The sequence below is a fragment of the Litchfieldia stipae genome (genome assembly GCF_014837155.1).
Lineage (GTDB): Bacteria > Bacillota > Bacilli > Bacillales > Bacillaceae_L > Litchfieldia.
This window is the reverse complement of sequence record NZ_JACYHA010000012.1, coordinates 26041-48127: the sequence shown is the minus strand read 5'-3', so window position 1 is coordinate 48127 and position 22087 is coordinate 26041. Positions and strand designations below refer to the sequence as shown.

Here is a 22087-nt window from a genome sequence, read left to right as displayed (position 1 = left end):
TTCTCGAAGTTTGTAGTATTAGGAATAGAAAATGGAATCTAGCAGCCTGAATACACGAGACTCCCGCAGGACGCGGAGTGTATTCAGGCTGTGGCGTTGTAGAGAACAATATAAAAAAAGCTACTAATTAGAGAGAGATTTTCCTCCCAAAATTAGTAGCCCTTTATTTTTATGGATTCGTTGACCACATACCAGATGATTTAATGAAAATACGTGGGTGTAGCTTTAATTGTGATACAATGATTTCCGCTAAATCTTCAGGCTGCATCACGTTTTCTGGCTTGTCTCCAATTAAGTTTTCTTTGTAAGCAAGCTCTGTTACAACTGTACTTGGTGTTAAAGCAGTTACACGAATGTTGTGCTTACGTACTTCTAGCGCTAATGACTCAGTTAAGCCAAGTACGCCAAATTTTGATGCACTATAAGCACTTGTAACAGGTGCTCCTTTTTGACCAGCAGTGGAAGAAATATTGATAATGTCTCCCCCGTTTTTCTCAATTAATTGAGGAAGAACAGCGCGAGTAACATAGTAAACCCCCATTAAATTCACATCAATGATTTGCTTCCATTCCTGTGGGTCTAATTCTAAGAATTTACCAAACTTTCCGATGCCAGCGTTATTGATTAAGATATCGAACGTGCCAAGGCTGTCAGTTAATGATTTTACAGCTGCGTCTACTTCCTCCATGGATGAAACATCAGCTGTTGCATAGGCAACCTTCACCCCTGTTGCTTCGATTTCTTTTGCAACGTCCACTAAGTCCTTCTCAGTTCGTGCTAAAAGACCGATATTCACGCCCTCATTCGCTAATGCAAGCGCAGTTGCGCGTCCAATTCCTTTTCCTGATCCAGTGATCAGTGCTGTTTTTCCTTGTATTGATTGTGCCATACGTAGAATCCTCCTTTATGTACAATTGATGAATATGATGTTACTTAAAAAACATCATGACAGAGATTATACCGCAAACGCGATGAAATCATGCATCATGATGCTCACAGAAAACCTACTCAGCAGTTTGTTCAAATTCTTTAACGATTTCGACGATAACTTCTGTGGCTTTGATCATGTTATCGACTGAGATGTATTCGAATTTCCCATGGAAGTTTTCTCCTCCAGTGAAGATGTTTGGAGTAGGTAGTCCCATGTAAGAAAGCTGAGACCCGTCCGTTCCACCGCGTACAGGTTTAATTAATGGTTCGATTTGTAGGTTCTTCATTGCTTTGAAGGCTAAGTCAACGATTTCCTTCACTGGCTCAATTTTCTCACGCATATTGTAGTATTGATCATTCATTTCAAGCGTGATGCGCTCTGGTCCATATACTTCTTTTAATTTTTCAACTGCTTGGTGTAAATGGTCCTTCTTACGAGCAAATTCTTCTTTATCAAACTCACGAATGATATAGCTTAGCGTTGTTTTCTCGACATCACCGTTAAATGAGTTTAAGTGATAGAAGCCACCATATTCTTCTGTTAATTCTGGTGCTTGTTCAGCCGGGAGCATCGCATGTAATTCCATCGCAATTTTCATCGAATTGACCATTTTCCCTTTTGCTGTCCCTGGATGAACATTGGTCCCGTTGACGGTGATTTTTGCAGCGGCAGCATTAAAGCTTTCATATTGAAGCTCCCCTAGTGGACCACCATCAATTGTATAGGCATATGTTGCATCAAAGGCTGATACATCGAACTTATGAGGGCCTCTTCCAATCTCTTCATCAGGTGTGAAGGCCACACGAATTTTCCCATGCTTGATTTCTGGATGTTGAATGAGAAAATCCATGGCAGTTATGATTTCTGCAATCCCAGCTTTGTTATCAGCGCCAAGAAGAGTTGTGCCATCCGTTGTGATTAGCGTATGACCTTTGTAGCTCGTGACTTCAGGGAAATCAGCTGGAGATAAGACAACGTCTAGTGCTTCATTGAGAACAATTGCTTCTCCATCATAATTTTCAATAAGCTGAGGCTTCACATGTTTGCCGGTAAAATCAGTGGCTGTATCAACATGTGCTAAAAATCCAATCGTAGGTACAGCCTTGTCAGTATTGGCAGGAAGAGTTGCCATCACATAACCATTTTCATCAATGGTCACTTCCTCCATTCCAATGCTTTTCAACTCATCAACTAGAAGGTGAGCGAGCTCTAATTGCCCCGGAGTTGACGGGCATGTGGTGCTCTCTTCATTTGATTGTGTGTCCACTTTTACATATCTAGTCAGTCTTTCAATCAGTTTTTCTTTCATAGATATCACTCCTTTTGATCTTAATTTCATCATATTTCATCTATTAAAAAGAATCAAAAAATAAAGTAGACTTTTTGTAAAAGTTAGATAGAGCATGACTAATTCTGAGAAAAAGGGTAAAAATATCCGTGACAAAAAATATGTAAGGAGACTGTATATGGCAAAGGATAAGATCGATTTAACGTCTACAGAAATGGCTTATTTATGGTCCAGTTATCAATGGGGTAGCATGAATATCGCGATATTAACCTATTTTCAAGAAATTTCTGAGGACCCACAGGTCAAAGAACAAGTAAATATTGTCCTAGAGACCAGCAGAAATCATCATAAACAAATTGAAGTCATTTTAAATGCTGATCGTGTTCCTTTACCGAGAGCATTTACTGACGAAGATGTTCATATTGATGCGAAAAAGCTGTATACAGATGAATTTATCCTATTCTTCGTATGGTTTATTGGTAGAGGGAATCTTGCCTACAGCGCGTTAGCCTTGAATACAGCTGCTAGAGAAGATGTAACGAGACATTATGAAGAGTGCTTAGCGGATTCCGTCGAACATGTAGGGAAGTCCAGAAATCTATTATTGGAAAAAGGCCTATGGCTGAGAGCACCTTACATACCAGTACCAGATCACCAGGAATATGTACAGAAACAAAGCTTCTTAAATGGTTGGTTTGGAGACAAGAGAACACTACTTGGTATGGAAATTGGCCATTTATTTTATAATATCATCACCAATTCAATTGGACTTAGCTTGATTTCAAGTTTTATCCAGACAACAAGTGATGAAGAGATTAAGACTTATTTTAAAAGAGGAAAAGAAATAAGCGACAAGCATATTGAGGTATTCTCGAAGGTTCTCAAGGATGAGCAACTACCGGTTCCGTCCTCCTGGAATTTTGGTGTGACTGAATCCCATGAAGCACCATTCTCCGAGAAATTAATGCTCGGGCTTATTACATTATTAAATTCACAAGGGATTCATAATTATGGTGTAGGACTTGCAACATCAATGAGAAAGGACATAGCCCTTCATTTTACACGATTGGCTGCAGAAATCCTTCAATACTCTGAAGATGGAACAAATATCATGATTGAAAAAGGCTGGATGGAGCAACCACCCAAAGCACCAAATCGAGAGTAAAGAAAAAACAGATTACCATGCGTTTGGTAATCTGTTTTTAATAGTTCCAACGAAAATGGCCAGCGATTGGTGTCTTAAAGGAGGAAAGTTTCACTTCTGCTGCAAACGGTGGATTGTTATGGATGAAATAAGGCGTACCATCTTTCGCTCGTTTGTCTGAAACAATTCCAACATGGTGATAACCATCTAAGAAAAAGACAATATCGCCAGGCTGCCATTCTTTAAGATTTTCAACATCCCCGGGTATTAGCTCTGTTGTCAGCGATTCTGTAAATCTTTGAAAATAGACGAATTGATTCGGTACTCTTCTGAAATCAATATTCGGATCAGGTGAACCGCCTACTCTTGGATATAGCTTTGTATGGCTACTAATGTCCTCATCCATGACGTCTTTTAAGTTAATGTCTGCCCCTAGCAGTCCTCTCCAAATTACATCCGTACAAACACCTTCATCATTTGGTGGGTATCCGCCCGCATAATAAGCACTCTTATAAGTGGTCTTCTGCTCAACCTCTTTTCTTGCAGTTGTGACAATGTCAATCGGATCAGGTATTCCATTATTATTGCGGTCAGTCGTTGAATAATTGTCTTCAATCGTTACTTTTGGAGTGAAAGGGTTCGATAAATGAATGCCAATTGAATCTAATAAGATCCCGTTTTTATAAAAGAGGATAAATAGAATCATAGCCGTAAGGACAATAAACAATGAGAGACGCCTTTTTTTAACCTTCACGAAGGACACCACCTTAGCGGATATTCACCAAATTTTAGTAACTAGTTACATGATAAAAGATGAAATGAAAGAAAACAATGAGAAAAGCCAAATAATTCAGTTAGATTATGTTACAATAGTAGAAAAATAGGTATGTATACACTAGGGGTGCTTTGTTGAAAAAGCTGAGAGAGAACGTTCTTAACCCTTTGAACCTGGTCTAGGTAATGCTAGCGAAGGGAAGTGGAGTAATTGAAAACGGTACAGTATTGTTTCTCGTTCATAGATTATTAACACTTCAGCAATTAGTTGGAGTGTTTTTTGTTTTGCATAGCTAGTCAAAGTAATAGATTAATACGGAAATCTATGAGTTAACAGCCACACCCCACCTGTTGTGTAGAAGCTACCTTAGAAATGAAAGAGGTTAGAAAGATGTCAAAAACTTATCGTCTTACTTATATGGCTTTGTTTGCTGCGATTGGGACCTTTGGGTCATCGCTCTTGTGGTTTCCAGCAGGCGTAGCCAAGGCTTACCCTGTTCAACATGCTGTAAATGTAGTAGCTGGAGTGTTACTTGGTCCCGTGCCGGCAGTCATCGTCGCATTTATAACAGCCGTCTTAAGAAATTTATTAGGAACAGGCTCCCTTTTAGCTTTCCCGGGAGGAATGCTTGGTGCCTTTTTAGCTGGATATGTGTATCGTAAAATGAAAAAAACATGGAGTGCCGCAGCTGGAGAAGTGATAGGGTCAGGGATTATTGCCCCACTAATTGCTGTTCCTTACGCAAAAGTCTTGATGGGAACAACCTTCGCGAGCTTTTTCTTCATCCCACCATTTATTGTTAGTAGTATTGCTGGCGCACTTATTGGTTTATTTCTCGTGACTCGTATCATGAAATCGAATGTATGGAAAAGATCTTCATAGAGAAGTATAATGTGAAGCAATACTTAAATAGAAGAGGTTAGTGAAGATGGATAAATTTGTTCAAGAGCAATTACAAGCGTATCAGGAATTGCATAAAAATAGAGGGCGGTTACTCATAAATTGTCCAGATCAGCCAGGAATTGTCGCTACGGTTTCAGATTTCTTATATAAACAAGGTGCGAACATTCTTGAGTCAAGTCAATACTCAACAGATCCAACAGAAGGTACCTTCTTTATGAGAATCGAATTTGAATGCGTTGGGCTCAAGGAGAAGAAGGCCGATTTAGAGCAGCGTTTCAAAGAGATTGCAACAAAGTTTGAGATGAAAGCAACGTTTAATTTTTCACAGGAACTGAAGAGAACGGCTATTTTTGTTTCAAAGGAACTCCATTGTTTACGTGAATTATTATGGGAGTGGCAAAGTGGAGATTTAAACACCGAGATTGCGCTAGTCATTAGTAATCATGAAGATTGTCGGGAGATTGTTGAGGCCCTTCATATTCCTTTTTACTATATTCCTGCAAGTAAAGAGAACCGTCCAGAGGTAGAGAAGCAGCAGTTAGCTTTACTTGAACAATATCAGATTGATTTGATTGTTCTCGCTCGTTATATGCAAATTCTCACACCTACCTTTGTGGCACAGCACCCAAATCAAATCATAAATATTCATCATTCGTTCTTACCAGCATTTGTTGGTGCTCGTCCGTACGAACGGGCATATCAGCGCGGTGTTAAGTTGATTGGTGCAACCTCACATTATGTGACAAATGATTTAGATGAAGGTCCAATAATTGAACAAGATATCATGCGAGTGGATCACCAAGCAGATGTCAATCGCCTTAAGAAAATTGGTCGATCGATTGAAAGGAGCGTCCTTGCAAGAGCAGTGAAATGGCACCTCGAAGATCGGATCATTGTTCATGGAAATAAAACGATTATTTTTTAATAAACGAACGAAATGACCATAATCACCAAATCGAAAACGCCCAGAGTCTAGGAGTCAAAATCTCTGAGCGTTTCTTAATATGGTCTGAATCCCTTGAATAATATGTGTCTTAAACATATAATCCTAGTATTATATGTTTTTTTAATTTTCGGGAAAAAGGAGATAGAGAGATGATTCGGCGTTTTTTTACCTATTACCTACCGCATAAAAAGCTATTTGCGCTTGATTTCAGTAGTGCGGTATTTGTTGCCATTTTAGAATTAGCTTTTCCGTTAGCCGTTCAATGGTTTATTGATGATCTTCTTCCAGGTCAAAACTGGTCGGCGATTGTGTGGGTGAGTGCCGGATTGCTAGCACTATACTTATTGAGTACTAGCTTGCAGTATGTTGTGAACTACTTCGGGCACAAGCTTGGCATTAATATCGAAACTGATATGAGACAACAGCTATTTAACCATGTCCAAAAGCAATCATTCCGTTTTTTTGATAATACGAAAACAGGACATGTGATGAGTCGGATTACAAATGACTTGTTTGATATTGGTGAATTGGCCCACCATGGTCCAGAGGACTTATTCATTGCGATTATGACATTCTTTGGTGCCTTCTGGATTATGTTGACGATTAATGTTCAGCTTGCTTTCGCGGCGATTGTTGTTGTTCCGTTCCTCATTTGGTTAATTGTTATATGTAATCTAAGAATGAACAAAGCATGGAAGACAATGTATGGCAATATCGCTGATGTAAATGGTCGTGTGGAAGATAGTGTATCAGGAGTACGTGTAGTACAGTCTTTCACAAATGAAGATTTCGAGATGAAGAGATTTAGAAAAAACAATCAGAAATTCCGTCATTCAAAGCTTGCTGCTTATAAAATTATGGCATACAGCAATTCAGGAATTTACATGATGACTCGTTTTATCACACTTATTGTGCTTGTATTTGGAGCATGGTTAAGCTTCACGGGTCAGTTGTCATATGGGGAATTAGTTGGTTTTGTTTTATATGTAAATGTTCTATTAAAACCGATTGATAAAATTAGCGCGTTAATGGAGCTATATCCAAAAGGAATGGCAGGATTTAAGCGTTTCACAGAGTTAATTGATAAGGAGCCTGAGGTTGTCGATGCAAAGGATGCGATTTCTGTTCCGACACTTAGAGGGGATATCAAATTTGATCAAGTAACATTTAGCTATGAAGGAACGAAGAATGTGTTAGAGAACATCGATCTGAACATTCGTGCAGGAGAAACGGTTGCGTTTGTTGGTCCATCTGGTGCAGGGAAAACGACGATTTGTTCACTGATTCCGAGATTCTATGATGTCGATGGGGGTGCCATTTCTATTGATGGGATTGACATTCGTCAAATGACAAAGCAGTCTTTACGTTCTCAAATTGGGATTGTACAGCAGGATGTGTTCTTATTTACTGGGACACTTCGCGAAAATATTGCTTACGGAATGCTTGATGCTACAGAAGAGCAAATAAAAGATGCAGCAAGAAGAGCTTATTTAGAGGATTTCATTGCTTCCCTTCCTGATGGATATGAAACCCAAATTGGGGAACGAGGATTGAAGCTGTCTGGTGGTCAAAAGCAACGGATCGCGATTGCGAGAATGTTCTTGAAAAATCCACCGATCCTAATTCTAGATGAAGCAACTTCAGCTCTAGATACAGAGACTGAATTATTTATTCAAGAGGCGTTAACAGAGCTTTCAAAAAATCGTACAACGCTTGTGATTGCTCATAGACTTGCTACCATCCGAAATGCAGACCGAATCGTAGTAGTGACAGAGAATGGAATTGCAGAAGAAGGTCGACATGATGAATTAATTGAGCAAGGTGGAATCTTTGCAAATCTTCACCGAGTTCAATATCAACGAACATAAGAAAGAGAAGAGGATGCAGTGGATTGCATCCTCTTTTTCGTTTCACAAAACATTCATTACCAAAATCTTTTGCGGTGGCATCCAGCGCCTGGGAATCCAGCGTTAGCTCCAGCTACATTACCTGGGAAACCTGGTCCCGCATTAGCACCAGCAACATTACCCGGGAAACCTGGTCCCGCATTAGCACCAGCAACATTACCCGGGAATCCAGGGCCAGCTGCTGTTGGTCCCATTTGAACATGTTGGTTAGATACAGTATTGTTTACTGAAGTTGTGTGCGGATAATAGTGTCTATGAACAAAGTTTGTGTGTCGATTAAATACTGTGTGTGAAGGATGAATATGTGGAACTTCGATATTCTGCACTGAATTCACTGCATTTACCCTTGTTGGATAAACAACAGGACTTAATGCTTTAGGTCTAGGTCCAAAACATGACATCATTTATTCCTCCTTTTTTTTAGTCTTAATACTATATGTTTCACAACTTGTAGGGGTAATAGATAATTCGTGGAATTTTCGCCTAGTAAGATGTGCTTCAATTTCATTTTCATGTCAAAAAGGATTATAATGGATGTTCTTATACTACGATTTGGAGAGAAAAAAATGACAAATACACAGAAACATTCCCATGATGTGATGGAGGTATGTGTTTTAGCAGGGAAAATCATGCTTCAAAGTGGTGGAGAAACCTATCGTGTGGAGGATACGATGACCCGTATTGCGGCTGCGTATGGATATCATCATTCACATAGCTTTGTTACACCAACTGGAATCATCTTTTCCATTGATGGAGAGCATTCGACGAAGTTGATTAGAGTCTCAGATCGAACCACTGATTTAAAAAAGGTTACGATTGTGAATGGGATTTCAAGACGAATTAGCAGTGGCTCACTTGAGGTGAAAGCAGCTTATCAGGAATTGAAGGAGGTTGAGGCAGCTAAGCTTGTGTACCATACGAGTATTCAAATCGTGGCAGCTGCGATTGCGAGTGGTTGCTTCTTAATCATGTTCCAAGGGCAATGGAATGATTTCATTCCTGCAATGATCACGGGTGGGATCGGATTTTCTAGTTTACTTTATCTTCATCATCTAGTGAAATTGAAGTTCTTTGCTGAGTTTATGTCGTCAGCGCTCATTGGTGTGATTGCGATTCTGTTTGTGCGACTGGGGATTGGAATCGATTTAGATAAGATCATCATCGGGTCGGTCATGCCGCTTGTACCGGGACTGTTAATCACGAATGCGGTTAGAGATTTGATTGCGGGTCACTTAGTTTCTGGAATATCTAAGGGGGCTGAGGCCTTCTTAACAGCTTTTGCGATTGGCGCGGGTATCGCGATCGTGTTTTCAATTTAGAGAAGGAGGGATTCTTTTGCTAGCACAATTTATCACAAGCTTTATTGCCTCAGCGGCATTCGGGATTATCTTCAACGCCCCAAAGAATTCCCTTGTAAAATGTGGTTTCGTTGGGATGATTGGTTGGGCTCTTTACTATTATCTCGTAGAAATCCAGGTGGACTATGTGTTTGCGACAGTTTCGGCTTCGTTTCTGATTGCAGTCATTAGTCATCTGTTTGCAAAGCTTTATAAAACACCGATGATTATTTTTAGTGTAGCGGGAATTATTCCGTTGGTGCCAGGAGGGTTGGCGTATGATGCGATGCGGAATTTTGTCGAGAATGATTATAGTCAGGCACTTCCACTTGCAGCGAGAGCGTTTATGATTTCTGGTGCGATTGCTGTGGGGCTTGTGTTTTCTGAGGTGCTTAATCAGGTGATTCGGAAGCCCAAGATGTGAGACGTCGCAGACTGAATATATTCCGTGTCCTGTGGGAGTTCACTGATCCCACGGGAGTCAGCCTGCTAAGAGGATCATTCGACGAACCAGGGCGATAATCCAACGAAAATACGGATGAATTCAACGGAACGGACCTTCATGGCTGTAGCATATCAATTATTTCAACCAAATCAAGTCCGATTCCAACGAATTTGAGCTACAATCCGACGAAAATGCGGTATGATTCAACGGAAGTGAACTTCCTGTCTGAAGCATATTAATGAATTCAACGAAATCTGGATCTAATCCGCCGAACCAGGGCGATAATCCAACGAAAGAGAAGTATGATTCAACGGAAGTGAACTTCCTGAGTGAAGCATATCAATGAATTCAACGAAATCTGGGAGGAATCCGCCGAACCAGGCCGATAATCCAACGAAAGAGAGATATGATTCAACGGAAGTGACCTTCCTGAGTGAAGCATATTAATTCATTCAACGAAATCTGGTGGGAATCCGCCGAACTCGCGCGATAATCCAACGAAAGAGAGATATGACTCAACGGAAGTGAACTACCTGAGTGAAGCATATCAATGAATTCAACGAAATCTGGGAGGAATCCGCCGAACCAGGGCGATAATCCAACGAAAGAGAGATATGATTCAACGGAAGTGAACTACCTGAGTGAAGCATATCAATGAATCCAACGAAATCTGGGGAGAATCCGCCGAACCAGGGCGATAATCCACCGAAAGAGAAGTATGATTCAACGGAAGTGAACTACCTGAGTGAAGCATATCAATGAATTCAACGAAATCTGGGAGGAATCCGCCGAACGTGGCCAATAATCCACCGAAAGAGAGATATGATTCAACGGAAGTGAACTTCCTGAGTGAAGCATATCAATGAATCCAACGAAATCTGGGGGGAATCCGCCGAACTCGCGCGATAATCCAACGAAAGAGAGATATGATTCAACGGAAGTGAACTTCCTGAGTGAAGCATATCAATGAATTCAACGAAATCTGGGGAGAATCCGCCGAACTTGCGCGATAATCCAACGAAAGAGAGGAAGAATTCAACGAAGTGTTCTTCCCATCTGAAGCATATCAATTAGCCCGCGTACTAGAGTAGGCTCTTGACTTAGGGACAAAGTTAGAAACCATCAATCGACGCCACTACGAGTGGAATATTGCCTACCACGGCCCTATTTGATTTGAATTAGGCGGGTTATTTTTTTGAGTTTCATCTTTAATTGTTTCTAGTCCTTCTTTTGCATTCTTATCGTTCATTTGTTTATAACGATTCGTCGTTTTATCTAATAAATAGCCGAATAGTAACAACAAAACCACACTTATTAAAACAATTCCCCATAATTTAATCATTTGCTTCACTCCTTTTCCATAATTATACTATTAAAAGTTATCCTTCATAAGGAAAAGATTACAAAATAGCTTTATTTTTAGAAAAATTGTAAATTTACTGTTAAATAGACAAATGGTTGATTGTTAAAACTAATGTTATTAGTTAAAATAATAATATCATTAGTTAATCAGATAGGTGGGAGTTTGGATGAGAGTGACTCGTTTTGAAACGGTGTATCAATTGGCCTTCTTACCGCGTTTTTTTCCTGTGAATTGTTATTTGGTTGAGGAAGAGAGTGAGCTTACGTTGATTGATGCGGGGTTACCTTTTAGTGCGAAAGGGATTCTGGCGGCAGCAAGAGAAATGGAGAAACCAATTACTAACATCGTGTTAACACATGCTCATGAAGATCATGTTGGGGCGTTAGATCAGTTGAAAATGGAGCTACCAGCGGCAGATGTTTATATATCAACCAGAGATGCAAAAATAATGAAAGGAGATCGTTCTCTGGAAGAAGGTGAACCGATTACGCCTATAAAAGGAGGCGTACCTAAAAACCTTAAAACGGAACCAACGATTTTATTAAATGAAGGTGATCGAATTGGATCGATTGAGGCAATTTATACACCTGGCCACACACCAGGTTCGATGGCATTTCTTGATACAAGGAATCGAGCAGTGATTGCTGGAGATGCGTTTCAAATACAAGGGGGGATCGCTGTTGCTGGGAAGGTTCAGCCGTTTTTTCCTTTTCCTGCATTCGGGACTTGGAATAAAGAGATGGCATTAAAAAGTGCCATCAAAATTGCAGGTTTGAAGCCCTCTGTTTTAGCTGTTGGACATGGAAGAATGCTAGAACAACCACAACATTTGATGGAGCAAGCAATTAAAGAGGCAGAAGAGAAATTTGCCTAAGTTGGAAAGGAGATCGGTATGTCCCCTAGAATTGGCTTAGATTCGAATACAATTTTAAAAGTAGCCGCAGAAATGATAAATGAACAAGGTCTTGAGGCGATTACACTAGCTTCCTTAGCCAAAAAACTAAATGTACGATCCCCTTCTTTATATAATCACATTGCTGGTTTAGATGATTTAAAGAAGCAATTGACGATCTACGGAATTGAACAGCTGTATAACGCTTTGACGCAAGCGGCTGTCGGTCGTTCCGGCAATGAAGCCATTCATGCGATGAGTATAGCTTACGTTACCTTTGTGAGAGAGAATCCTGGGGTGTATGAGGCAGCTCTTCTTCCTCCAAATGACGAGAGTGTGCAGCAGGCAGGCTCTAAGATTGTTGACTTAACTGTTCAGATTTTAGCATACTATCAATTAAAGGATGAAGATGCGATTCATGCAGTCCGAGGGCTTAGAAGTATCCTTCATGGCTTTGCTTCGCTTGAACAAAAAGGGGGATTTGGTTTATCGTTAGACCTCAATGATAGCTTGAGAAGATTGATTGATTCGTATTTAGTTGGTGTTAATAAATTTAGTAGCAACCCTGAGTAAATAATCCCTTCCTTAGGGTTTATTCTTTTATACACTCTGGTAGAATAGAGAAAGAGACAGAAATCGGGGAGAAGCCAGTCTACCAATGGATATCTCCAAGTATTTGTGTTATAACTACAATTAATATGAATCATGTCTGGTATAGATGAAGAAAGGTTGAGTTTTTTATGGAAAAGAGCACTTCACATGCTTCAAACTTTATTAAGGATATAATAATTGAGGACTTAGAGTCAGGGAAGCACAAGGAAATTATTACACGCTTTCCACCTGAACCAAATGGTTACTTACATATAGGTCACGCGAAATCGATTGTGATTAACTTTGGATTAGCTGATGAATTCAATGGAAAAACAAATTTACGTTTTGATGATACGAATCCGCTAAAAGAAGATGTGGAATACGTCAATGCAATCAAAGAAGATGTGAAATGGCTTGGGTTTGACTGGGATGATTTGCGTTTTGCGTCAAACTACTTTGATGAAATGTATCAATATGCAGTTAAGTTAATCAAAAAAGGACTAGCATATGTGGATGATTTATCTGCTGATGAAATCCGTGAATATCGCGGGACATTAACAGAGCCAGGAAAAGAAAGTCCATATCGCAATCGTAGTATCGAAGAAAGCCTAAATTTATTTGAACGCATGAAAAATGGTGAGTTTCAAAATGGAGAAAAGGTATTACGTGCAAAAATAGATATGTCTTCTCCTAATATCAATTTAAGAGATCCAATTATTTACCGAATCTCTCATGCAACACATCATAATACAGGTGACAAATGGTGCATTTATCCAATGTATGCTTTTGCTCATCCATTAGAGGACGCAATTGAAGGAGTGACTCACTCCATCTGTACGTTAGAATTTGAAGACCAACGCCCACTTTATAACTGGGTGATTGAACACTGTGAGACAGAAGCTAAACCACAGCAGTATGAATTTTCTCGCTTAAACCTGACAAATACAGTATTAAGTAAGCGTAAATTGAAGCAGCTTGTTGATGAAAAGTTTGTTGATGGCTGGGACGATCCACGTATGCCAACCATTTCTGGTCTAAGACGTCGTGGCTTTACACCTGAAGCAATCCGCGAATTCTGTAAGGAGCTTGGGGTTCATAAGGGAAGCGGTGTAATAGATGCTCAAATGCTTGATCATTTCACTCGTGAAGATTTGAAGCTGAAAGCACCTCGAACAATGGCTGTATTGAAGCCGTTAAAAGTCGTGATTACAAACTACCCTGAAGGTCAAGTTGAAATGCTTGATGCTGAAATTAATCCAGAGGTTCCAGAAATGGGAACTCGTCAAATCCCATTTTCTCGTGAGATTTATATTGAACAGGATGACTTTATGGAGGATCCACCGAAGAAATACTTCCGTCTATTCCCAGGAAATGAAGTGCGCTTGAAGCATGCTTATTTCATTAAGTGTGAAGAAGTGATTAAGGATGAGGACGGCAATGTTGTTGAGCTTCGTTGTACGTATGATCCAGAAACAAAGAGTGGTTCAGGCTTTACAGGAAGAAAAGTAAAAGGAACACTACACTGGGTAGAGGCGACTCAAGCAGTGCCTGCTGAATTCCGTATGTATAACCCTCTTGTTCTAGATAACGAGGAAGGCGAAGAGACAGAATCATTCCTTGAACAAGTGAATCCAAACTCATTGGAAATCATTCAAGGATTTGTTGAACCAAATATGAAGGATGCGAAGGGACAGGATAAGTTCCAATTCTTCAGACATGGCTACTTCAATGTCGATCCAAAGCATACAACAGCAGAGCAGCTTGTCTTCAATCTGATTGTATCGCTTAAAAGCTCGTTCAAATTATAGGTTGTTTTCTTAAAGTGATTGTTTTATTTCTAGCAGCATGAATACACATAGACTCCCGCGGGATGCGTGGCCAAAGTGAGACCCCGCAGGACGCGGAGTGTATTCATGTTGCGGCTATAAAAGTAACAATTTATAAAAAAACAGCCAAATGATATAACACATACAAAGAAAGACTGTTGATCTAGTTTCAACGGTCTTTCTTCTTATTACCCAATATCCGATTGGGAAGGGATGGTGTTCATTATGTCTGATTTGTTAAGAAAAGAAATACGAGAGAAGATTGAAAAGGGAGAATTCAATTGTGAGAAGGAATTAACTCTTTCCGTCATCAGTGGCAAATGGAAAGTCGTCATTATTTGGCATTTAGGACTACATGGGGCACATCGTTTTAATGAACTGCAAAAATTATTTCCGAAAATCACTCATAAGATATTATCCAATCAACTAAAAGAGCTAATTGAAGACGGCATAGTCCACCGAGAAGCCTACCCAGAAGTCCCACCCAGAGTGGAGTATTCACTGACAGAGGTCGGTCAATCATTACTACCTATTGTTGAGATGATGTATGAATGGGGAAAGAATCGAATGAGTGTCATTACTCAGAATATGGAACGTGACTGAAGGTTAGTTCCTTAAATAATGTTTTTGGATTGAGAGGGAGTTTGTATGGAATATATCATGATCTTAGTCGCATTTTTAGCATGCATGATAATTGGATCGGTACTTAATATCCTGTTTAAAACAACCAAAAAAATAAATTGGTTCATGACATTTTTCATCAGTTTGTGTGTTTCTATCTTTGTTCAACTCTTAAACATTGTATAGTTGGGGGATTAAATTTGAAGCCGAAAATAAATATCATTACACTTGCAGTACTTGATTTAGAGAAGTCAATCGTCTTTTATAGAGATGGATTAGGTCTACCAACCTCAGGGTTAGTTGAGGGATCAGATCATATTATTTTTGATTTAGAAGGAGATGTATCATTGGTCTTATATCTTCGTTCTGAGCTTGAGGAATTTAGTCAATCAGATGATTTTCAAAATGCATCCAAAGTAATTCTGAGTCATACAGCTGCAAGTAAAGACGAAGTAGATTCGATTTTAAAAGCAGCAGTAGAATTTGGTGGGACCCTTCTCCCTTCTTACCCAAAAGAATATGATTGGGGTTACTCAGGATATTTCAAAGACCTAGATGGTCATATATGGGAAATTGTCTATTTTCATTTAAGTTAGTAAGTATGGTGTTGTAGTAGTTAGGCTGCGGCTTTAAAAGTAACACTAATACGGAAACAGCCTAAATGTTATATGAAAATCCTATAAACAACTTTAGGAGGTGGAAGAGGATGTATCCAGAGTGGATATCACTAGACAATGATTTGTTATGGGGAGCGTTGTTATTGGTTGGTCACTTAATAACAACCGTCTTAGCATTGGCTATCTTTTCTTCTATCTTTCGTAAAAATATGAAAAAGGGCTATCTATTTCTTGGAATATTAATCTTAATAGGGATCATGAATATATATAATGTATTTAATTATTCAATAACAGTAGGATACATGTTGTGTTTGATGTACCTTACCTTAAGTGTCATTACCTATTTCTCTTTGAAAAATAAAATAAGTGACGCTTAAAATTTAGAAGGCGATTCTTCAATGATGAAGGATCGTTTTTTATTTTCGATGTTTCCACTATTTACATAGTGTAATTAAATAAATATTTTCATAAAAAAACCGATAGTAACCTATAAGTTATTTTCAATATTAACAATAGGGGTAGATACATTTGGGGAAAATCATGAAATTAAAATTAGGCACAAAGATAAATCTAATTGTGTTATCAATAATCATTGTTTTATCAACAGTTATTGGTTTTGTTGTGATCCAAGAGGTGACAAAAGGAATCAATGAATTTGCTGTACAGAAAGCAAAAGGGGATCTAGGACTAGCTTATAGATATGTTAATAATAAGTACCCTGGTGATTGGGAAGTGAAAGAGAATAAGCTGTATAAAGGAACTTCTTTAATAAACGAAAACTACGAAATCGTAGATAAGATTGGTGAAGATACAGGGGACACGGTTACCATATTTCTAGGTGACACACGTGTAACTACTAATGTAATGAGAGATGGAGAGCGTGCGATTGGCACCCAAGCTTCACCTGAGGTAGTAGATGCTGTTATAAAAAATGGTGAAAACTATTATGGCGAAGCAGATGTGGCAGGAGAGTCTTATCAAGCGGCATATATGCCATTGAAGAGTGCAACAGGGGAAGTTGTTGGAATTATGTATATCGGTGCTTCTCAACAAATAATAAATGAAATACTATCTTCTTTTTTAATAAAATTTATCATTGTTTTACTTATTATGGTTGCCTTGGCTACTTCAATTGTGTATTGGTTCACCCATAACTTGAAAAAGAGACTTACAATTGTTTCTAATGCCCTTACTCTTGCAGGAAATGGTGACTTTACAACAAAAATTGATGATCATTCAAGCGATGAACTTGGCTCTTTAGCTGTGAGCTACAACCAAATGTCTGGAAGCCTTAGAAATATGATAAATGAGGTAATGTTTACATCTGAACAACTAGCTTCTTCATCAGAACAACTGACTGCAAGCTCTGAGCAAACGAGTATTGCTACAGAGACCATTACAGAATCAATCCAACAAGTAGCTAATGGTGCAGAACAATCTACTAAAAGTGTGCAAGAAAGCTCAATGGCTCTTGAGGAAGTGACAAGAGGAATACAGTCCATTGCTGAAAATGCGACAGTCGTTTCAGAAGTAAGTATACAGGCTGTAGAAAAGGCTAAAGAGGGCGGTTTGTTTGTCGATAATACGGTCAAGCAAATCAATGCTATTAATGAGTCTGTTCAAGTAAGTGGAGAAGCAATAAAAACGCTTGAACATCGCTCACAAGAAATTGAGAAAATAACAAATGTTATAAATGATATTGCGAATCAAACGAATTTACTAGCATTAAACGCAGCGATAGAAGCTGCTAGAGCTGGTGAACACGGGAAAGGCTTTGCTGTTGTCGCAGACGAAGTTAGAAAACTGGCTGAACAATCTCAGCAATCCTCTTCACAAATTTCAGCTCTGATTAAGACGATACAAGAAGAGATGGACAAATCCAACAAATCCATTGAACAAGTATCTGTTGATGTCCAAGAGGGGTTAGCAGTTGTTAACCAAACTAGAGAAAACTTTAACGGAATTCTTGATTTTATGGGAAGATTAACAGATCAAACCAATGATATGGCAGCAACATCTGAACAAATATCGGCTAGTACACAAGAAGTTTCAGGAACAGTATTTGGAATTATTACTATATCTGAAGAAACGTCCATGCATTCACAGAGTGTAGCAGCTTCAGCCGAGGAACAACTTGCATCTATGGAAGAAATTGCTGCATCTGCCTCAGCGTTATCTAATTTAGCAGAGGATCTGAAGGATTTAATAACAAGGTTTAAAGTATAAATTATCACGGAAGGCTACCTGATTGGTAGTCTTCTTTTTATGAAATCCTAATATAGGGAATTATAACTATGTCCCAAATATTTACGAAAACAGGTAATACTACATACCGATGATCTTTTTATCCTTAAGATCATCCATAGTATCCTCCAGGAAACTTTATAACAAAAAAGTTCGTACTTGTTAAATTTGTCGATTTGTTTCATAATCACGATTAACATGTATTTTAAGGAGGAGAAGTAAATGAAGCTACGTGTTTCTGCAGTGCAATATCATCTTCATACCATTCAGTCCTTTGACGATTTTGCAAAACAGTGTGAACACTATATAAAAACGGCTGAAGAGTATGGATCAGAATTTGTGCTGTTTCCAGAGTTTTTCACAACACAATTACTTTCGATTGGAAGCGATCAAGGAACAAACCTAACAATCAATGAATTACCAGGCTTCACAGAGCAATACCGCCAGCTCTTTTCTTCTTTCGCGATGAAAACAGGCATGCACATTATTGGGGGAACTCATGTCATTCGTAAAGATGATAAATTATATAATGTTGCACACTTATTTTACCCAGATGGTCGGATTGCAGAGCAGGCAAAGCTTCATATCACACCAACTGAAGTAAATGAGTGGAAAATGGCTCCAGGAAATGAATTAAATGTGTTCGATACAGATAAGGGTAGAATTGCGATTTTAACCTGTTATGATATCGAATTTCCTGAAATTGTTCGCATGGCGAAAGCAAAAGGAGCTGACGTCATCTTTTGTCCATCATGTACAGATGACCGTCATGGCTTCCATCGTGTTCGTTACACAAGTCATGCTCGTACGATTGAGAATCAAGTCTATGTTGTTCTAACTGGTACAGTTGGAGCTCTTCCAACGGTTAATTTCATGCGTGCCAATTTTGGGCAGGCAGCTGTCATCACGCCTAATGATATCCCATTCCCACCACAGGGTCTTCTAGTGGAAGGTGAATTAAATAATGATATGATTGTAACAGCCGATTTAGATTTAAACTTACTTTATGAAGTAAGAGAAAAGGGCTCTGTTACGACTTGGCGTGACCGTCGTACCGATTTATACACAGATTGGAATAGTCCAGCGAGTAAGGGCGAGTAACGAATCTTAGGACAAAAGGAGACGAATTAATGCAATATATTAGAGTCAATAGCATAGATGATCCACTATTTAAAAAGCTCCATGATTTAATGAAGGAAGTGTTTCCGAAGGAGGAAGTATTAGAATACTCCCTTTGGAAAGAGCCTCTGGAGGATCCTAGTATCCGTGTGTTTGTTGCCTTACATGAGGATGAAGTTGTTGGGGTGACGGAATATCGTTATTACCCTGATTGGAATATTGCCATGACAGACTTCACGATTGTTGGGAAGCCAGGCTTGAGCATTGGTCGATTCCTAGCGCAAAGTCGTTTGAAGGATCTAAATGACCTAGCAAAAGCAAATGGCAAAGAGCTATTTGGTATGTTTGCTGAAATATATAATCCGTATGATGGGGAGAATCATGAATTTGGTGGCGTGAAAACGATGGATCCATATGTACGTCGTGAAGTGCTATCACATCTTGGCTATAAGCGTCTAGATTTAGAGTATGTTCACCCGTCTTGGGAAAATGATGGAACAGCGGTTGAAGGACTGCAGTTATCATTTATGCCAACAGATGACAGTGTGAGCGAATTACCAGCAGCGCTTGTTGTTGATTTCTTAACGACTTATTACAGTGTTCTTTCAAACAAACCACAGCAATGGTTAGACATGATTGACACATTGAAAAAGAGTGAAACAGTAGAATTGAAACCTATTTAACGATAACGAAAGCGGGTTCTCCAATGGGAGGATCCGTTTTTTTCGTATTTGGATTCGGGAGTTGGGCGATAGGTTGAAAGTGTAGAGTGGTGCCTTTGAAGCTCCAAGTAGTAGTGGATGAGGTAACAAGAAGAGCGGAGTAGAGTCCCGAAACCGCTGAGTAGTAGTGGATCAGGTATCTAGAAGGTCCGAGTAGAGTCTCGAAACCGCTGAGTAGTAGTGGATGAGGTAACTAGAAAAGCGGAGTAGTGACCTCAAGCGCCTGAGAGGTGCTGGGTGAGGTACCTAGAAGCACAGGGTAGTGACCTCAAACCAGTGGGAAGAGCAGGATGAGGTACCTAGAAGAGCGGAGAAGAGCCCTCAAACCAGTGGGAAGAGCAGAATGAGGTACCTAGAAGAGCGAAGTAGTGACCTCAAACCAGTGAGAAGAGCAGGATGAGGTACCTAGAAGAGTGAAGTAGTGACCTCAAACCAGTGAGAAGAGCAGGATGAGGTACCTAGAAGAGCGAAGTAGTGACTTCAAACCAGTGGGAAGAGCAGAATGAGGTACCTAGAAGAGCGGAGAAGAGCCCTCAAACCAGTGAGAAGAGCAGAATGAGGTACCTAGAAGAGCGAAGTAGTGACCTCAAACCAGTGAGAAGAGCAGGATGAGGTACCTAGAAGAGCGGAGAAGAGCCCTCAAACCAGTGGGAAGACCAGAATGAGGTACCTAGAAGAGCGGAGAAGAGCCCTCAAACCAGTGGGAAGAGCAGAATGAGGTACCTAGAAGAGCGAAGTAGTGACCTCAAACCAGTGAGAAGAGCAGGATGAGGTACCTAGAAGAGTGAAGTAGTGACCTCAAACCAGTGAGAAGAGCAGGATGAGGTACCTAGAAGAGCGAAGTAGTGCCCTCAAACTAGTGGGAAGAGCAGGATGAGGTACCTAGAAGAGTGAAGTAGTGACCTCAAACCAGTGGGAAGAGCAGAATGAGGTACCTAGAAGAGCGGAGAAGAGCCCTCAAACCAGTGAGAAGAGCAGGATGAGGTACCTAGAAGAGTGAAGTAGTGCCCTCAAACCAGTGAGAAGAGCAGGATGAGGTACCTAGAAGAGCGAAGTAGTGCCCTCAAGCGCCTGAGAGGTGCAGGCTGAGGTAACTAGATACCCTCACCCCCCAGCATTTTTAAATAATGTCACCACAATTCAAAAATCACAATGTTCAAAGACAGGTTTCGATGAATTTTTCAAATGGGCTTTGGTAGAATGATTTTATCTTATTTCAGTTGGAGTGACATGAACATGTTAAAGTCATTAGTGGAAGCTTCGCCTATTACTCTTCGTCCTTATCATCATGGGCATCACCAAGCTCTACAAAGCTTTTACCTAACACCATCACAGCTTAAATTCACGGCATTACCAAAGGATGTGATTGAGCTTGCTATTCAAGACCCCTATCGATTCCCAGTTGTCATCCAACATGGTAGAACGCCAGTGGGTTTCTTTATATTGCACTATGGACCTGAGATCAAAGGCTATACAGCAAACCCGAGAGCGATTCTCCTTCGTGCCCTTTCAATTAATTTGAAGGATCAAGGTAAAGGCTACGCAACCGATGCCTTCAGGGCACTACGTCCATTTTTGCAGGAGTATTTTTGTGAATTTGACGAGATTGTTCTAGCTGTAAATAAAGGAAACCACCGAGCCATTCATTTATATGAAAAAATCGGCTTTCACTATAAAGGTAAGGAGCGCTTTGGATTCTTAGGATTGAAGTACTACCTTCATTTTTCACTTCCCATAAATGAAAACAGGGCTATTCGCTAAACTCATCTCGTTTCAACGAAGCCCTGTATTGTTATTACAATTCATTTATATCGGAAATAACTCTTTTTAATATATCAATAGAATCAATAGGTTCGTTCTCAAGCTCTAGTGCATGATTTCCACCTTCAATTACACTTGAAACGAGGTGTTGATTATTTTTCAATAGTTCAAAGCGTTCCGGTATGAAGCAAGGATCGTTATCTCCAATCAGACAAAGCCCTTTGTTTACATTTTGAACCATTGCATTCAATACATCAGCTCTTTGCAGTAAGGGGGTTAACCAGACCACTTTTGAGTCTTTGAACATCGTATGATTTAGCAGATAACTTAAAGCGATTGTTCCAACCGATTTTGCCACAATATAAATTTGACGATATGGTTTGTTCTTAATGGCATGGTCGATGATAAATTGGACATCTTGTGCGAATTCTTCTCCGTTTAGAACAGATAACTCTTCTCTATTAAAAGAATAATTCACATGTAAAACATCAAAACCCTTCGAGTGAAATAGCCCTGTTGTATAGTGTAATAATGGAGCCTGTGTGGTGTAACCTGCTCCAGGTAAGACAATTACTAAATTATTCGTTTCCTCTTTTTGCTCTATTAATCTAAAAGGAAACCTATTTGAAATAGTCACTGCTTATCACCCCTAAAC

The 22087-nt window shown here is 39.6% G+C and carries 22 protein-coding genes, 1 pseudogene and 1 riboswitch; of the genes and pseudogenes, 17 read left to right on the top strand and 6 right to left on the bottom strand.

Annotated elements, in window-relative coordinates:
- Window positions 1–169 precede the first annotated feature (169 nt).
- Window positions 170–889: a 3-ketoacyl-ACP reductase gene (locus tag F7888_RS14290; RefSeq protein WP_191780491.1), complete on the bottom strand. Its 720-nt coding sequence runs from the start codon at window positions 887–889 to the stop codon at window positions 170–172.
- A gap of 115 nt (window positions 890–1004) precedes the next feature.
- Entirely contained in the window at window positions 1005–2240 is a 1236-nt protein-coding gene (pepT, locus tag F7888_RS14285) for a peptidase T (protein ID WP_191780489.1), read from the bottom strand.
- A gap of 157 nt (window positions 2241–2397) precedes the next feature.
- Here pepT and F7888_RS14280 point away from each other — a divergent pair, with 157 nt between their 5' ends.
- The gene (locus F7888_RS14280) at window positions 2398–3384 is read left to right on the top strand and encodes a DUF3231 family protein (protein ID WP_191780487.1); all 987 of its coding nucleotides are present in this window, start codon (window positions 2398–2400) and stop codon (window positions 3382–3384) included.
- A 37-nt stretch (window positions 3385–3421) separates the two neighbouring features.
- Here F7888_RS14280 and F7888_RS14275 read toward each other — a convergent pair whose 3' ends face one another.
- Window positions 3422–4117 carry a DUF1287 domain-containing protein gene (locus tag F7888_RS14275; protein WP_318246299.1) on the bottom strand — a complete coding sequence of 232 codons (696 nt, stop codon included), beginning with the start codon at window positions 4115–4117 and terminating at the stop codon, window positions 3422–3424.
- 133 nt (window positions 4118–4250) lie between these two features.
- Window positions 4251–4355: riboswitch (TPP riboswitch) on the top strand.
- Between the two features lie 173 nt (window positions 4356–4528).
- On the opposite strand from F7888_RS14275, the gene thiW reads away from it, so the two are divergent.
- The 3 genes from thiW (at window position 4529) to F7888_RS14260 (ending at window position 7855) form a co-directional block, all read left to right on the top strand.
- Complete coding sequence (gene thiW / locus F7888_RS14270; protein WP_191780485.1) at window positions 4529–5020, top strand: energy coupling factor transporter S component ThiW; 492 nt, start codon at window positions 4529–4531, stop codon at window positions 5018–5020.
- A gap of 46 nt (window positions 5021–5066) precedes the next feature.
- Window positions 5067–5966, top strand: coding sequence for a formyltetrahydrofolate deformylase (gene purU / locus F7888_RS14265; RefSeq protein WP_191780483.1), 900 nt, complete (start codon window positions 5067–5069; stop codon window positions 5964–5966).
- Window positions 5967–6136: 170 nt separating this feature from the next.
- A complete protein-coding gene (locus F7888_RS14260; protein WP_191780481.1) occupies window positions 6137–7855 on the top strand; it encodes an ABC transporter ATP-binding protein in 1719 nt (572 codons plus the stop codon).
- 56 nt (window positions 7856–7911) lie between these two features.
- Here F7888_RS14260 and F7888_RS14255 read toward each other — a convergent pair whose 3' ends face one another.
- Complete coding sequence (locus tag F7888_RS14255; RefSeq protein ID WP_191780479.1) at window positions 7912–8295, bottom strand: CotD family spore coat protein; 384 nt, start codon at window positions 8293–8295, stop codon at window positions 7912–7914.
- Between the two features lie 165 nt (window positions 8296–8460).
- On the opposite strand from F7888_RS14255, the gene F7888_RS14250 reads away from it, so the two are divergent.
- Complete coding sequence (locus F7888_RS14250) at window positions 8461–9213, top strand: threonine/serine exporter family protein (protein ID WP_191780477.1); 753 nt, start codon at window positions 8461–8463, stop codon at window positions 9211–9213.
- A gap of 10 nt (window positions 9214–9223) precedes the next feature.
- Window positions 9224–9655 carry a threonine/serine exporter family protein gene (locus tag F7888_RS14245; RefSeq protein WP_191780668.1) on the top strand — a complete coding sequence of 144 codons (432 nt, stop codon included), beginning with the start codon at window positions 9224–9226 and terminating at the stop codon, window positions 9653–9655.
- Between the two features lie 1174 nt (window positions 9656–10829).
- On the opposite strand, the gene F7888_RS14240 is transcribed toward F7888_RS14245, so the two are convergent.
- On the bottom strand, window positions 10830–11018 hold the full coding sequence (locus tag F7888_RS14240; protein ID WP_191780475.1) for a hypothetical protein: 189 nt from the start codon (window positions 11016–11018) through the stop codon (window positions 10830–10832).
- 187 nt (window positions 11019–11205) lie between these two features.
- Here F7888_RS14240 and F7888_RS14235 point away from each other — a divergent pair, with 187 nt between their 5' ends.
- The 11 genes and pseudogenes from F7888_RS14235 (at window position 11206) to F7888_RS14190 (ending at window position 21432) form a co-directional block, all read left to right on the top strand.
- The gene (locus F7888_RS14235; protein WP_191780473.1) at window positions 11206–11913 is read left to right on the top strand and encodes an MBL fold metallo-hydrolase; all 708 of its coding nucleotides are present in this window, start codon (window positions 11206–11208) and stop codon (window positions 11911–11913) included.
- 18 nt (window positions 11914–11931) lie between these two features.
- Window positions 11932–12504 carry a TetR/AcrR family transcriptional regulator gene (locus tag F7888_RS14230; RefSeq protein ID WP_191780471.1) on the top strand — a complete coding sequence of 191 codons (573 nt, stop codon included), beginning with the start codon at window positions 11932–11934 and terminating at the stop codon, window positions 12502–12504.
- Window positions 12505–12671: 167 nt separating this feature from the next.
- Entirely contained in the window at window positions 12672–14330 is a 1659-nt protein-coding gene (locus F7888_RS14225) for a glutamine--tRNA ligase/YqeY domain fusion protein (RefSeq protein WP_191780469.1), read from the top strand.
- A gap of 243 nt (window positions 14331–14573) precedes the next feature.
- Window positions 14574–14951, top strand: a complete 378-nt coding sequence (locus F7888_RS14220) for a winged helix-turn-helix transcriptional regulator (protein ID WP_191780467.1) — start codon at window positions 14574–14576, stop codon at window positions 14949–14951.
- A gap of 218 nt (window positions 14952–15169) precedes the next feature.
- Window positions 15170–15565 (top strand): VOC family protein, encoded by a 396-nt coding sequence (locus F7888_RS14215; RefSeq protein ID WP_191780465.1) that lies wholly within the window; start codon window positions 15170–15172, stop codon window positions 15563–15565.
- A gap of 110 nt (window positions 15566–15675) precedes the next feature.
- Complete coding sequence (locus tag F7888_RS14210) at window positions 15676–15963, top strand: hypothetical protein (RefSeq protein WP_191780463.1); 288 nt, start codon at window positions 15676–15678, stop codon at window positions 15961–15963.
- A 163-nt stretch (window positions 15964–16126) separates the two neighbouring features.
- Window positions 16127–16870: pseudogene (locus F7888_RS23090) on the top strand (cache domain-containing protein); the annotation flags it as partial.
- Entirely contained in the window at window positions 16865–17812 is a 948-nt protein-coding gene (locus F7888_RS23085) for a methyl-accepting chemotaxis protein (RefSeq protein ID WP_412096005.1), read from the top strand. The pseudogene F7888_RS23090 and the gene F7888_RS23085, both read left to right, overlap by 6 nt.
- Window positions 17813–18052: 240 nt before the next feature.
- Window positions 18053–18931: a carbon-nitrogen hydrolase family protein gene (locus F7888_RS14200; RefSeq protein ID WP_191780459.1), complete on the top strand. Its 879-nt coding sequence runs from the start codon at window positions 18053–18055 to the stop codon at window positions 18929–18931.
- A gap of 29 nt (window positions 18932–18960) precedes the next feature.
- A complete protein-coding gene (locus F7888_RS14195; RefSeq protein ID WP_191780457.1) occupies window positions 18961–19632 on the top strand; it encodes a GNAT family N-acetyltransferase in 672 nt (223 codons plus the stop codon).
- Between the two features lie 1275 nt (window positions 19633–20907).
- A complete protein-coding gene (locus F7888_RS14190; protein WP_191780455.1) occupies window positions 20908–21432 on the top strand; it encodes a GNAT family N-acetyltransferase in 525 nt (174 codons plus the stop codon).
- A 34-nt stretch (window positions 21433–21466) separates the two neighbouring features.
- Here the strand turns inward: F7888_RS14190 and F7888_RS14185 are convergent, their stop codons facing one another.
- Window positions 21467–22069: an alpha/beta hydrolase gene (locus F7888_RS14185; protein ID WP_191780453.1), complete on the bottom strand. Its 603-nt coding sequence runs from the start codon at window positions 22067–22069 to the stop codon at window positions 21467–21469.
- Between the last annotated feature and the right edge of the window lie 18 nt (window positions 22070–22087).

Bases quoted from the DNA above. Each gene is read 5' to 3' on its own strand.
- F7888_RS14280 (WP_191780487.1), top strand. From the start codon at position 2,398: ATGGCAAAGGATAAGATCGATTTAACGTCTACAGAAATGGCTTATTTA.
- F7888_RS14240 (WP_191780475.1), bottom strand. From the start codon at position 11,018: ATGATTAAATTATGGGGAATTGTTTTAATAAGTGTGGTTTTGTTGTTA.
- F7888_RS23085 (WP_412096005.1), top strand. From the start codon at position 16,865: ATGTCTGGAAGCCTTAGAAATATGATAAATGAGGTAATGTTTACATCT.
- F7888_RS14195 (WP_191780457.1), top strand. From the start codon at position 18,961: ATGCAATATATTAGAGTCAATAGCATAGATGATCCACTATTTAAAAAG.
- F7888_RS14200 (WP_191780459.1), top strand. From the start codon at position 18,053: ATGAAGCTACGTGTTTCTGCAGTGCAATATCATCTTCATACCATTCAG.
- thiW (WP_191780485.1), top strand. From the start codon at position 4,529: ATGTCAAAAACTTATCGTCTTACTTATATGGCTTTGTTTGCTGCGATT.
- purU (WP_191780483.1), top strand. From the start codon at position 5,067: ATGGATAAATTTGTTCAAGAGCAATTACAAGCGTATCAGGAATTGCAT.
- F7888_RS14235 (WP_191780473.1), top strand. From the start codon at position 11,206: ATGAGAGTGACTCGTTTTGAAACGGTGTATCAATTGGCCTTCTTACCG.
- F7888_RS14290 (WP_191780491.1), bottom strand. From the start codon at position 889: ATGGCACAATCAATACAAGGAAAAACAGCACTGATCACTGGATCAGGA.
- F7888_RS14250 (WP_191780477.1), top strand. From the start codon at position 8,461: ATGACAAATACACAGAAACATTCCCATGATGTGATGGAGGTATGTGTT.
- pepT (WP_191780489.1), bottom strand. From the start codon at position 2,240: ATGAAAGAAAAACTGATTGAAAGACTGACTAGATATGTAAAAGTGGAC.
- F7888_RS14230 (WP_191780471.1), top strand. From the start codon at position 11,932: ATGTCCCCTAGAATTGGCTTAGATTCGAATACAATTTTAAAAGTAGCC.
- F7888_RS14225 (WP_191780469.1), top strand. From the start codon at position 12,672: ATGGAAAAGAGCACTTCACATGCTTCAAACTTTATTAAGGATATAATA.
- F7888_RS14260 (WP_191780481.1), top strand. From the start codon at position 6,137: ATGATTCGGCGTTTTTTTACCTATTACCTACCGCATAAAAAGCTATTT.
- F7888_RS14255 (WP_191780479.1), bottom strand. From the start codon at position 8,295: ATGTCATGTTTTGGACCTAGACCTAAAGCATTAAGTCCTGTTGTTTAT.
- F7888_RS14220 (WP_191780467.1), top strand. From the start codon at position 14,574: ATGTCTGATTTGTTAAGAAAAGAAATACGAGAGAAGATTGAAAAGGGA.
- F7888_RS14210 (WP_191780463.1), top strand. From the start codon at position 15,676: ATGTATCCAGAGTGGATATCACTAGACAATGATTTGTTATGGGGAGCG.
- F7888_RS14190 (WP_191780455.1), top strand. From the start codon at position 20,908: ATGTTAAAGTCATTAGTGGAAGCTTCGCCTATTACTCTTCGTCCTTAT.